At 48.9% G+C, this 12,132-nt stretch carries 13 protein-coding genes and 1 pseudogene; 5 read left to right on the forward strand and 9 right to left on the reverse strand.

The window, feature by feature from the left end:
• Positions 1-85: 85 nt before the first annotated feature.
• Positions 86-973 carry an EamA family transporter gene (locus tag SD961_RS03980; protein ID WP_318789105.1) on the reverse strand — a complete coding sequence of 296 codons (888 nt, stop codon included), beginning with the start codon at positions 971-973 and terminating at the stop codon, positions 86-88.
• Positions 970-2,181 carry an MFS transporter gene (locus tag SD961_RS03985; RefSeq protein ID WP_318789106.1) on the reverse strand — a complete coding sequence of 404 codons (1,212 nt, stop codon included), beginning with the start codon at positions 2,179-2,181 and terminating at the stop codon, positions 970-972. The genes SD961_RS03980 and SD961_RS03985 overlap by 4 nt, the downstream gene beginning before the upstream one ends.
• A 126-nt stretch (positions 2,182-2,307) precedes the next feature.
• Between SD961_RS03985 and SD961_RS03990 the strand changes: the two genes are divergently transcribed.
• Entirely contained in the window at positions 2,308-2,769 is a 462-nt protein-coding gene (locus SD961_RS03990) for a helix-turn-helix domain-containing protein (protein ID WP_318789107.1), read from the forward strand.
• Between the two features lie 759 nt (positions 2,770-3,528).
• Here SD961_RS03990 and SD961_RS03995 read toward each other — a convergent pair.
• Positions 3,529-3,918 (reverse strand): VOC family protein, encoded by a 390-nt coding sequence (locus SD961_RS03995; protein ID WP_318789108.1) that lies wholly within the window; start codon positions 3,916-3,918, stop codon positions 3,529-3,531.
• 115 nt (positions 3,919-4,033) lie between these two features.
• On the opposite strand from SD961_RS03995, the gene SD961_RS04000 reads away from it, so the two are divergent.
• Entirely contained in the window at positions 4,034-4,459 is a 426-nt protein-coding gene (locus tag SD961_RS04000; protein ID WP_318789109.1) for an ASCH domain-containing protein, read from the forward strand.
• Between the two features lie 124 nt (positions 4,460-4,583).
• Here the strand turns inward: SD961_RS04000 and SD961_RS04005 are convergent, their stop codons facing one another.
• The 5 genes from SD961_RS04005 to SD961_RS04025 all read right to left on the reverse strand — a co-directional run bounded on the left by SD961_RS04005 (position 4,584) and on the right by SD961_RS04025 (position 8,668).
• Positions 4,584-4,982, reverse strand: a complete 399-nt coding sequence (locus SD961_RS04005) for a VOC family protein (RefSeq protein WP_318789110.1) — start codon at positions 4,980-4,982, stop codon at positions 4,584-4,586.
• Between the two features lie 170 nt (positions 4,983-5,152).
• The gene (locus tag SD961_RS04010) at positions 5,153-5,713 is read right to left on the reverse strand and encodes an NUDIX hydrolase (RefSeq protein ID WP_318789111.1); all 561 of its coding nucleotides are present in this window, start codon (positions 5,711-5,713) and stop codon (positions 5,153-5,155) included.
• 10 nt (positions 5,714-5,723) lie between these two features.
• Positions 5,724-6,500: a DeoR/GlpR family DNA-binding transcription regulator gene (locus tag SD961_RS04015; RefSeq protein WP_318789112.1), complete on the reverse strand. Its 777-nt coding sequence runs from the start codon at positions 6,498-6,500 to the stop codon at positions 5,724-5,726.
• Between the two features lie 955 nt (positions 6,501-7,455).
• Positions 7,456-7,644 (reverse strand): hypothetical protein, encoded by a 189-nt coding sequence (locus tag SD961_RS04020; protein ID WP_318789113.1) that lies wholly within the window; start codon positions 7,642-7,644, stop codon positions 7,456-7,458.
• Between the two features lie 544 nt (positions 7,645-8,188).
• Positions 8,189-8,668: a hypothetical protein gene (locus SD961_RS04025; RefSeq protein ID WP_318789114.1), complete on the reverse strand. Its 480-nt coding sequence runs from the start codon at positions 8,666-8,668 to the stop codon at positions 8,189-8,191.
• A gap of 190 nt (positions 8,669-8,858) precedes the next feature.
• On the opposite strand from SD961_RS04025, the pseudogene SD961_RS04030 reads away from it, so the two are divergent.
• A pseudogene (locus SD961_RS04030) lies at positions 8,859-8,992 on the forward strand (molecular chaperone DnaJ); the annotation flags it as partial.
• Between the two features lie 201 nt (positions 8,993-9,193).
• A complete protein-coding gene (locus SD961_RS04035; RefSeq protein WP_318789115.1) occupies positions 9,194-9,484 on the forward strand; it encodes a Bor family protein in 291 nt (96 codons plus the stop codon).
• Positions 9,485-9,867: 383 nt separating this feature from the next.
• Here SD961_RS04035 and SD961_RS04040 read toward each other — a convergent pair whose 3' ends face one another.
• Positions 9,868-10,764, reverse strand: a complete 897-nt coding sequence (locus SD961_RS04040) for a LysR family transcriptional regulator (RefSeq protein WP_318789116.1) — start codon at positions 10,762-10,764, stop codon at positions 9,868-9,870.
• Between the two features lie 250 nt (positions 10,765-11,014).
• Between SD961_RS04040 and SD961_RS04045 the strand changes: the two genes are divergently transcribed.
• A complete protein-coding gene (locus SD961_RS04045) occupies positions 11,015-12,076 on the forward strand; it encodes a zinc-binding alcohol dehydrogenase family protein (protein ID WP_318789392.1) in 1,062 nt (353 codons plus the stop codon).
• Positions 12,077-12,132: the final 56 nt, after the last annotated feature.

Below are 12,132 nucleotides of genomic sequence, written 5' to 3' on the forward strand. Positions count from 1 at the left end.
CTCTGAGGCATTTTCTGATTAGTTCCTGTGTCGTTAGCCGGGACGCTAAGCGAGTGTTGTGTCAGCTACTAAAAAACGTGCCAATTCAATTTAATGCTTTTTCACGCAAAAAAGACTTTAGCCGATGACCATATAATCCTACACCCAGCCCGGAAATAATCAGCAGCAGAGCGAGAATCTTCACCGACGAAATATCTTCACCAAATATCACCATAGATCCCAGAATGCCGAACACAGGTACCAACAGTGATAAGGGCGCTACGGTAGAGAGGGGGTATTGCTTAAGCAGGGAATTCCACACCCAGTAGCCAAACAGCGTATTGGGATAGACCTGGAACAGTATTGACAACACAGCGCGAGCGTCAATGTGGTTGACCAGCGCAGTGTATCCGCTGGTTCCGTTGACCAGCCAGTCCAGCAAGAAAAGTGGTAACGGAGAAAAGGCGCTCGACCAAACCAGAAAGGCAAATATCTGCTTCGTTCCCGCCTGTTTATTAATAATATTGGCGATACTCCAGGCTGTCGCACCTGCCAGTACCAGCAGCGTACCGAAGAGAGTAACGGAGCCATCAGTAATAAAAACAATACTCAGTAATCCCGTACAAGCGATAGTGAAGCCCGCGATTTGATAACGGTTGAGGCTTTCTTTAAATACCAAACTTCCCAACAGGATGGTAAAGAAGGCGCTGAATTGCAGCAGGAGTGAGGCAATTCCGGCAGAAAGCCCGGTTTTAATCCCCAGGTTGACCAGACCCCATAAACCCATGCCAAAAACCAGACCATAGCTGATGATATAGCGCCACTGGACATCAGGTTTTCTTATAAAGAATAACGCAGGCAAGGCGCATAGGGTGAAACGTATGCCTGCCAGAATTAAGGGATCCACGGAATTCAGCCCCAGCTTGATAACTGAAAAGTTAACGCCCCAGATGGCTGTTATCAGAATCGCAAGCAGCAGATGATGTAATTTCATGATTCAGGTAATCCTGACCACAAGATAAAAGCACAGGCACTAACGAATGCGCCCGCAAAGCAGACTGACTGCCATCCCCAGAGCGCATATAGCTGAGTGGCAACAAGGGCGCCAAAGGCGCTGCCGACAGAATAAAAACACATATAAGCTCCCACGAGGCGGCTTGCCTCTGAGGGCCTGGCTGCAATGATCATGCTCTGATTGATCACATGAACCGTCTGCACCGCAAAATCCAGCGCGATGACGCCGATAATCAGCCATAGCAGAGATTTTTCGGCACCGGCGATGGGTAGCCATGAGAGTGTCAGCAATGCCAGGGCTAATCCGGTTGCGCGCTGCCCCTTGCCTCTGTCTGCCCATAATCCCGCTTTTGAGGCCGCCAGCGCACCCGCTATGCCCGCTAAACCAAACATGCCGATCTGAGTATGTGAAAGCGACATGGCACTGAGCGGCAGAACCATCGTGGTCCAGAGCATACTGAAAGCCGCAAAGATAAGCAGAGCGAAAGCTCCGCGCTTCCTTAGTTGTGGTTCAGTGAGGTACAGACGGAAAACAGACAGCAGTAGAGAGAGATAGGTTGGTTTTTTCACCTGCGGCGGAGAGGCGGGCATCACTTTCGCAAGCACTAATGCGATCAGCAATATCAGGCAGGAAGCAATCAGATAAACGGCCCGCCAACCGGCAAGATCGGCAATCGTTCCTGAAATGAAGCGGGCCAGCAGGATCCCCAGAACAATGCCGCTGGTCACTTTGCCCACAACCTCTCCCCGTCTGTGGGGCGCTGCCAGTATCGCTGCCCATGCAACCATCAGCTGCACCACTACCGCCATCAAGCCGATTAACAGCATAGCGCAAAGCAGGATCGCCAGATTCTGTGATAACCCCGCCATTATCAAGGCCAGTACTGAAAGTAACAGTTGAGTGATAATGAGGATTTTTCGGTTCACCCGATCGCCGAGTGGAACCAGAAAGAGCAAACCGGCTGCATAGCCTGCCTGAGTCAGGGTGACGACGCTGCCAATGATACCGGGTTCTACATTCAGGCTGGTTGCCATTGATTCAAGTAAAGGCTGAGCAGAATAGACATTTGCCACCGCAAGGGCACAGGTGAGTGAGAACAAAAATGTTATCCAGGGGGAAAGTACCGGGTCATCTGCTAACGGTGTCTGTATCGCAATGTCAGAATTCTTGTCTGCCTTACCGTGCATACAACCCTCTCTGGTTTCTTTTTAAAACTACATTAGACGTAGAATCTACAGTGGTGGTTTTTTTTTGCAACCTCTTTTAAGGGACGTTATGCTGGATCACTCAAAGCAAACTGAGAGAGAAAACGGATGGCAAAACAGGAATCACTCAGGACCAGCGAATGTCCCGTTGCCAGGACATTAGAGTCGATTGGTGAACGTTGGTGTCTGATGATTATCCGTGAGGCATTTGATGATGTCCGCAGATTCAGCGAATTCCAGAAGAATCTGGGGCTGGCCAGAAATGTTCTCTCTACCCGGCTGAAACTACTGGTCGATATCGGTGTGTTTGAGATCTGTCCGGCTTCAGATGGCAGCGCGTACAGGGAATATGTCCTTACCGATAAAGGACGCACCATTTTCCCGATCGTCGTGGCGATGCGTCAGTGGGGAGAGCGCTATATGTTTGAGAAGGGCGAAATACACTCAGTCCTTGTGGATAATACGCATGGAGAGCCTCTCCAGCCGCTGGAGGTCCGTTCATGTGACGGAAACAAACTGGAGCCTGCCGACTGCCATCGTCGGCGTGTGATTACAGGCGAAAAAGAGTGATCATCCTCTTTGGTTTGAGCCGCCCGTTTGTTAACAACAAGCCCACACCCACCGGTAAGGCGGGCCTTACCGGTAACAGCATAGTGAGGTAGACCATGGTTATCGTGAATTAACGGATAAGTATGAGATCGATATTACCTGCATCAATGCTCTGAAACGTATTTTTCGATCGGTTATGACAGAAAAGCACGAGAGTTCTGTCTTGAATTTCTGTCATTCAGCATCGCATTTGAACACCGGTTCTAGCCTGCATGACTCTTGTCTATGGGCATAACCAGAGAAGGTTTGTAGTTACATTTATCTGAACATTTCGGTGATGCCAGTCCGGGCGAAACGATATTTATTCCTTGCAGAACAATGCGTTATTAAGAAATAAGTTATACAAGAAACAATACGGGTAAGGTCGCCCGGAAATAGTTAAGCAAGGTTGGGGAGATGTTATGGAAGTTTATGACCCTTTCGGCAACCGGCTCGCTTCTGTCAAAGTTAATCTGTTCCTGAAAACAAGGGGGAGCGCCCGCGACGTTTTCCCGTTACAGATATTTATGTGAATTTTGCTATGTCCGTTTCTGGCCCTAAACGGCCTGACGTGATAGCACCTTCCGCTTAGAGCGAAAATCGGACGCCAGAACTGAAAAAAGCACACCGGGTAACAGCGGTTAGCATTTGTCTGGATTAACCGCAGCGCTTTATTATTAATTCCCGCCGCCCCTGGCGGACAGCCGGGCTTACTATGACATCTGTAAAACTCAGTCAAAGCTATCCCCACTGCCGGTTCTGAATAACAATTTTGTACCCATCATGATCCTGAAAAGTCGCGCCATCGTTATCCCAGTAAGGATTGAATGAGGTAACCCTGACAAATCCGGCCTCGTCCATTCTTGAACACGCATCGCCCCATAACGCCTTATCGGGAACGTACAGAACCAGTAAGTCTTCATCGGATGGAGAGGGTAATACAGGATGATGATGGCACTGTGTAAATTCCAGATGCCAGCCCAGGCCATGACGCCCCAGCATGTGGCCGCTAAAACCCTCATGGTCTGAAAAGGAACCTAATTTTTTGAGCTCAATCCCACGACAGTACATTTCACAGCTGAGCTCCAGATTACTGACAGGTCGCGCTATACGCAGATGGTGAAAATTCATAAAGTCTCTGTTGCAGTAGGCCCATCACTCATATCTAACATAAGAGTAGGGCCGCGCATTTGATAAAATCGTGCTAAATTCATTCATTAAATTACTACTATAAATGGATTTTAAGATGGATTTAATTAATGAGCTGAAGACGAAGTATCCGGGTTCCCAGGCATGGTCAATCGGAGACAGCCCGGAGATGGCGAACAAGCTTGCAGAATTAGTCATTAAAGGGATTAAAACCGCATCATGCGGTTCCCTTGCAGCCCTCCAGGCAGAAGAATCAGCACCCAAAATAGGCAGTCATAATATTATCCTCAACGGGCAAGGTGTTCCGGTGTGCGTCATCAGAATGGTTTCGATGCGGCTGGTACGCTTCTGTGATGTAACTGAGGAATTTGCAAGGAAAGAGGGTGAAGGGGATCTGAGCCTTGAATACTGGAGGAAAGAACATAAAGCATTTTTCACCAGAGCAGGTTGTTACTCTGACGACATGGAGCTTGTTGCAGAAGAATTTGAGGTAATTGAAGTTCTGTCACACAGGTCGCTATGAGCGAAGAGCAGACATTAGATCTGAAAATTCATTCGAGGTTGAAACAGTTCGTAAGTGTTTAGTTTGACCATTGCGATCCATCCGAATTCGCCAAAACTTCATTGTTCCTCTTACTTCCATGACATCAGAAAAATTGCATTTTTTCATAAGGGTGCTTTATACAGGCTCTGAGGCGGCTATCCAAATTGCCATCATGGATTTCCAGCTTGTGTCCATCAGGGTCTAAAAAGTAAATTGATTTCCCTTCGCTCTTGTTTATTTTCCACTCTGTAATGCCTGATAATTTCAGGTGATTAGCAAACACATCGAAGTCTTCGCTTCGGATGCTGAATGCGTAATGCGTATAATCCTCTTGAGTAGCAACGGAATCAGCAGAAAGACATAGCCACAGATTACCCAGACAAAGGTAAGCCCCACAGGTCCATCTGGCCTTAGGTATAAAGCCAAGTTTGTTGACGTAAAAATCAAAGCTTCTTGAAACATCACTTACGGCAATTGTTATATGATTCAGCCCGTTTAGCATTCAGAGTCTCTTAAGCAGGATGTATGAGGTTGCAAGTTACCATAAAGTTACTTTAGCTCAACGCCAGGGTGAGTCAAAAGCTTAACGAAACCAGCCTTTCGCGGACGCACAATCCGTTAGGATCGAAAAGCGGACATTAAAGCTATTGAGTAACGCCGGTCTTGTACTGTCTAATCCAGGTCACTTTCAACAATCATTTTTTTAGTCATCGCCAGCAGGAAAGCGGTAACGGAAGTCGCATCAGAAATTTCACCATCATGTATCAACTGACAGAATTCACTGATTTTGATTTTTTCCACCGTCAGACCGTATTCTTCTTCGTCCAGTTCCTGTCCGATAAATTCCAGCTGCGTGGCAAGGTATATGTGGTAGCCCTGTGCTGAATAGCCCTGAGCAAGCTTCTGATATCCGACATATTCCATTTTTCCCGCTTTCAGACCCGTTTCTTCTTTCAGTTCACCGGCCGCAACCTCTTCAGGGGTGGCATCTGGGGAACATTCCCAGCTCCCCTGTGGAAGTTCCTTGGTTTTCCTGCCCAACGGATAACGGTACTGCTCAACCAGATAGATCTCGTTATTTTCAACCGGAATGATCACAACGAAATCACTTTTTTCAATAACTGAATAGATCCCTTCGCTGCCGTCTGCCCTCTGAATCCGATCTTCCTTTAGCGTCATCCAGCGGTTACGATAAATTTCTTTCGATGAGAGTGTTTTTATTTCCACGTCCACAAAAATCTCCTTATTTCTTTGTCAGGTGATCTGCCACAATAACGTTGACGCCTTCACCGTTGAATAGCGCAACATAGTCAGCGGGCGCATCGTTATCGGTAATAATGTCATTGATTTCGCCGGGTGCTGCAAAAGAGAAGGGAGAGTGTTTACCCAGCTTTTCTCCTGAAATTACGCAGATGCTGCGTTGTGCAGCCTTAGTCCAGGCCCGTTTAACCTGAATTTCGTCGTAATTGATACTGCTAAAGCCTGTGGTGATATTTGCCGCCGCCGCACCGATAAAGCAGATATCAAAAACCATGCTGCTTAGCTCTTCACACACTCTGTGGCCCGTCATATCCATTGCGGGCTTAAATAATTTTCCTCCCAGCACAATGACTTCCACATCCGGGTGATCTGCCAGCGCCATGGCGGCGGGTAGATTGTTTGTGACCACGGTACAACGCAATCCAGGCGGGATAGTCTGTGCAATAGCAAGTGTGGTGGTTCCTCCGTCCAGTCCGACGACGTAATCCTGGCGAATAAGAGAGACGGCGACCGAAGCGATGGCGCTTTTTGACGCGCCGGTTCTGCCCAGCCTTTCCTTGTGATTCAGCGGCACCTGTGAGCGGGGAATAGCGCCGCCATGGACGCGACGCAGCATGCCTGTTGACTCAAGGCGTATCAAATCGCGCCGAACAGTATCTTCTGAGATGCCCAGTTTTTCAGCCAGTGCAGAGGCCTGTAACTCGCCATGATGGTTCAGAAGATCGAGTATTTTCCGCCGTCTTGCATCAGGTAATTTCATTTCAATGCGCCAAATTGCAATATTTGTTGCCTTAATGTGCGGTTTTTTGCGGGATGATGCAACATTATGCCAGGCGACGAAGTGCGAAATCAGAAAAGCTGAATTGTTCAACCTGAAGGGGTAGCGGTTATCCCGCTTTCCTGGCGAATCGGAGTATGGAGTAAACGTATCGCTGATAAAAATGCAGGTAACGTGTTCGGGTTCAACGGACAAAAGGCTGGAAGCAATGATTAAGGCATTCTGGCGACAGCAATGGTTTATCTCTTTGCTGCACTGTTTTATGTATTACAGGTTTATTACTGGCCCGGTGCGGCGCTGTCAGAAAGCAGCAAGATACCAGGAAGTAACAAATTGGGCCGGCTGAGGTTATCGTATTCTGACAGAGTAATTTCCGCTTCTGGCACACAGCACTCCGACGTGATAGCACCTTCCGCTATGAGCGAAAAGCGGACATAGGCTTAATATCAGAATGACATTTTCTGACAGCACCTCGACATTGTGCAGTGTGTAAAAAAAGAAGAAAAACTCCGCTGGCGGCAAATCGCATTCGGTTAAACCCGCCCCGCATGGCGCAGCGGGCAAACCAGCGCAGCCTGCCCCGGCGCTGACCGCCTGACCACTATATCTGGTAGGTCTGCCAGCTAAGAAAGGCATTAGATATGGTATTGCGCGCTGTAGCGGGCCGGATTCGGCAGAATTGGGGTTTTACCGAATGCGGGGGAAAAGGCGTAAAAAACCGCCTCGCGGCGGTTTTGTAAGATACTCGCCAATGTGATCTTACTTATCGTTACCGTGGACCGAATTGATCAGTTTATGTGCGCTATCTAAAGCGCTCTTTTTAAGAAAATCGCGCGGCGTTTCATTTACTTGATTGGCAGCTTTACCAATTCTCTCAGCCTGATTAACCCCAAGTCCAATTTTGTACTCGTGGCCGGGGAGGGTTTTCTGAAACTTTTTAGGCGTTTACATCACCCTCATTAATTTTTTTTGCACGTAGTTCCGCACTTCTGCGGATGAATTTGTTAACCGAAACCGGCTCAGGTGCGAACTCGCTGGCAATTTCTCTGCCTTGATCGATGATTTCGGCCTCTTCTTTTGTGAAAGATACGCGCTGCGTTCTTTGCATTTTGTACTGTTCTGTCATTGCTGTCCCTGCATGAAAGATTAATCGGAAGGCTTGATGTTGGGGCAAGTGTAAGAAAAACAATGCGCGGCGGTTCGGCAATATCGGCTTTAGATCGAACTTTGCCTGTTGAAGCAAAGTACAACCGCTGATGTCCGCTTTTGGCACAAAGCAGACAAGTGGAGGGGGTGAGTTCGGTATGAATGAAAGTCAGGCCTGAAAGTGGCAAGTTAAGCAGCAGAAAAGATGTTTAATCTGAAAACGCAAACAGGGCGCCTTCTAATGAAAGTAAACAACTGCCTGACTTGTGGTCAGCCTATGAGCAAACTACCAGACACCTTAAATCTGGATTGTGGAGGAGACTGTTTAAGTTGTATGGCCTGGCATGGTGATCCAGACGCAATAGAGGATTTTGAGAGACTTACTGGCGAGAAAGTTGATGTTCATGGACGTTCATATCGTTCGTTTAAGATTGAAGGTCAGTCATGAGCAAGGAGCGGACGTTAGCAATCGCTCTCACAGCTGATGGCGGACGCACTCGTGTCAAGACAAGAGGTGTCGTCACTCAATCCATCCAGGGCACAGGCTCACCAATGTAAGTGTGTGTGCAGCAGCGGCAAGTCACCTCAACGTCCTTTCCCGTTATCGAAGGGTTTACCTGTTGCAGAATTCCATTCTCATCAACAAACAGGCCCGGATAAAAGCTGCTTTCGTCAATGCAGACTAAATCCCTTCGCTGATGCTCATGTAGCGCGACCAACCAGAATACCGGCTCGGTAGTATCAAGGCGTCCGCATACTTCGCTGAATATTTTATCCCACGGTTTTCCAATCTGTTTGATTAGAAAGTAAAATAATGGCGTGTAATCCCGGCCACGCTTTTGCCTGCCATGCATCGTCTCGCGCTTTGCCAGTAGCTCATCTCCGACTTTTTTACGATTGCGTTCCCAGCGATACTCAGCACCTGGATTATTAGAATGATGCCGCGTAGTCTTATTGACGCTGCGATACAGTTTACGGGACTTGTTCAGTTGATGAGTACGCATAGCTCGATCTCCTGCATCCTTTCTTTTGTGAGTTGGTAACTCCTACCAGAGCCAGATTCAATAGTTTGTGACTGCATAAAAAATGGCCATGCTTAAAGCAGTCTCATTCTGCTGAAATACCTCCCCGCTGACAACTACCAAAAAGTTCGCTCCTGGCACAAAGCGGACTGACGGCAGGCCAGGGTCCGCTATGGGCGAGAAGCATAAGTCGCTGCTGCGTGAGCTGGAATAGAGCTTTGGTGGTGCGGCGGGCGAGAAGAACAGTCCGCATTCAAAGGCTTTCTCGATGGCGTCAAAAAGTTCTTCGACGATTTGACTCGCTAAGCGGAAACGCTGCGGTAAACATAAAAAGCCCCTGCTGTGCAGGGGCTTTTTTTATTGCTGTACTATTCAGCAAAACGTATCCGTTAGGCGTACTTAAAAATCTTTCTCATGTTTCCGCTTTCGTTGTCGATAACCTGATTGCTGGCTGAGTGATGATTTCACTCAGCATTTATTTTTTCATTTCAGGCGATAAGGATATTTATGAACAAGCTTTGTGTTGCGGCGTTGTTGGCTCTGATTTTAACCGGCTGTGCGCAGCAGACTTTTGTAATGAAACAGAATCAAGTTGGCGCGGCGACGAAAACCATCAGCCAGCCGTTCTTTGTTTCAGGTATCGGTCAGCGTAAGAGCATTGATGCGGCACAGGTGTGCGGCGGCCAGGAAAAAGTTAGTCGGGTTGAAGTGCAGCAGACGTTTGTTAATGGCTTACTGAGCGTGGTGACGTTTGGTATCTACACGCCACGTGAAGCGCGCGTTTATTGCGCCATCTGATAATGCCTCAGGCCGGTTCGCCGGCCTAATCCTGCGCCTGTTATTAAATCGCATTAGTATATTGTAACTATTAAATTCTGCTGTCGCACCGCTGCGCGGCTTGCCTGCTGACGACGTTACCCGAAACGAGTTCAGGCAACGTCGTCCAGCCTGGTAAAAGCGGTGGTAAGCTGTTGAGGCATGTCAGTCCGCTTTGAGCGAAAAGCGGACGTTGCGCAACAGGGCTGGTTTGGTGAAACGGCGATAAAGCTGAACGGCGGTCACTATCCGGGCATAAGAAATGAATCAAAGGCCGGGTCCTTAACTAAACGCACTCAGTACTGAAATGCAGGGGGGAGTTCCAGGCTCGACTGAGTTGATGTAATAAGCCTTTTCTTCAACACCTATGTAGAAACCTCAGGCAAGAACCATTTATGAAGAAAGTCGATAAAGACACGCACTTTCGGCGTGGGGTATTTGCTTGCAGGCCAAAGAACATATAAAACGCCTGCACGTTCTGTGTAGTTGGCTAAAATTTTGCGAAGCTGCCCGTCAGACAGTAACCCCTTGATGGCGAATTCCGGCAGGTATGCTATTCCAATACCTTGCTGTGAGAAGCTGACCCGCGATTCAATGTTATTACAGACCATTGATACCGGTAAACTCAGGTCGGATTCACCGTCAGTAAGGCGCAACTCCCATGGCTCCAGTTTGCCACTGTGTGGAAAACGATAGTGCAGGCAGGTGTGTTCGAGAAGATCAGCAGGCAATGTAGGCGTGCCGCGTTGGGCCAGGTAATCGGGAGATGCCACGAGCACCGAACGAAAAGAACCAAGTTTCCTGGCAAGGAGGCGCGAGTCGGTCGGCTCACCAGCTCTGACGACAGCATCAAAGCCTTCCCCGACGACATCGACAAGCCTGTCGGTGAAATCCAAATCCAGCTCGATCCCGGGGAATTCACGCATGAATTTGCCCAACACTGGCAGCAGCGGTGTACTCATCATCGGCAAACTGACGCGCAAGCGTCCACGCGGAGCTGCCCTTGCTTCGGATATCTCTATTTCCGCTGCTTCGATTTCGGCCAGAATCCGGCGGCTTCGCTCCAGAAAACGAACCCCTTCTGCTGTAAGCGTGATGCTGCGCGTTGTTCGGTAGAAAAGACGTACTCCAAATTTTGCCTCAAGCCGCGCCACGCTCTTGCCGACGGCTGAGGCAGATACACCCAACGCCCGTCCGGCAGCTACAAAGCTGCGAGTTTCCGCGACATGAATAAAAACTACAAAACCACCCAGACTATCCATCGCCTACCCCATTACGGACATATAACTCCGCTATGAAAGGAAATGTATCCCAGTTTTTCTTGAATAACAAAGCGGCTATCGTCAGGTTCTTGCTCTCCTTCGGAAGATCTAAACATGGCACATCTGTATATAACTCGTTGTATTGCAAATTATTACATGATCATTTATCCGAGCAGCATCTGCGAATTCACCATGTTGACTGGAGTGAATTCGTCAATGGCTGGAGGCGGCGATGAGCGATAATGTAGGAATGAAAGCTGTTACTTTTCGTAAAAACTCTATGCTGACCGAAGCTGACTGTCTTATTGACGTGAATATTAAACGCCCTGTACCTGGGCCATACGATCTGTGTGTCGCTGTACATGCCGTTTCGGTTAACCCTGTAGATACTAAAATTCGGGCAGGGCTGGTTACCGCTCCCGAAGCTGTTCGTTGCCTGGGCTGGGACGCAGCCGGTGAAGTGGTGTCAGTAGGCCAGGAAGTTAAGCTGTTCAAGCCGGGGGATAAAGTGTACTACGCCGGTTCTTTCGACCGCAGTGGCAGCAATGCGCAGTTCCATCTTGTGGACGAACGCATCGTTGGTCATATGCCAGACAGCCTCAACTTTGCCGAAGCGGCGGCGCTGCCGTTAACGTCGCTGACCGCATGGCAACTTCTTTTTGAGCGACTCAACGTGCGGCGAGATCAACAGCCCAGTGCAGGCAGTCTGCTGGTTCTTGGTGCTGCGGGTGGGGTTGGCTCAATGTTGATCCAGCTCGCGCGTCGCCTGACCGGCCTGACCGTGATTGGCACCGCTTCTCGCGCACAAAGTCGTGAATGGTGCATGGCGCTTGGTGCGCATCACGTCATTGATCATTGCCACCCTTTGTCAGCACAAATCAGCGCATTATCCGTACCGCCTGTCACGCACATTGCTGCGTTATCAAACACCGAGGAGCACTGGAAGGAGCTTGCGGAATTGATTGCTCCGCAAGGGAAAATCGCGATTATTACCGACCATGATTTGCTGGATGCCGTGCCATTTAAGGCCAAAAGCGTATCCCTTCACTGGGAAATGGTGTTCACACGCCCACTATTTGATACGCCAGACATGATTGAGCAACATCAAATCCTCGACGAGGTGGCCACTCTGTTAGATGCTGGCGTGCTGCGCTCGACAGTTAACTGCGTGCTTCATCCGCTTGATGCGATTCGCCTGCGCGAGGCGCATCGACTTGTTGAAAATGGAGGGATCACAGGCAAGGTCGTGGTCGCATGCTCTGCGGATGATGCCGTAATGAAGGTACAAACACTATCGGATCGGAAAGCGTAATCTGCTGAGCATTTATCAAGCCGCAAACGTCCGCTTCTGGCACAGGGCTGCTGTTG

This window comes from Erwinia sp. MMLR14_017, from assembly GCF_033657285.1.
Classification (GTDB): Bacteria; Pseudomonadota; Gammaproteobacteria; order Enterobacterales; family Enterobacteriaceae; genus Erwinia.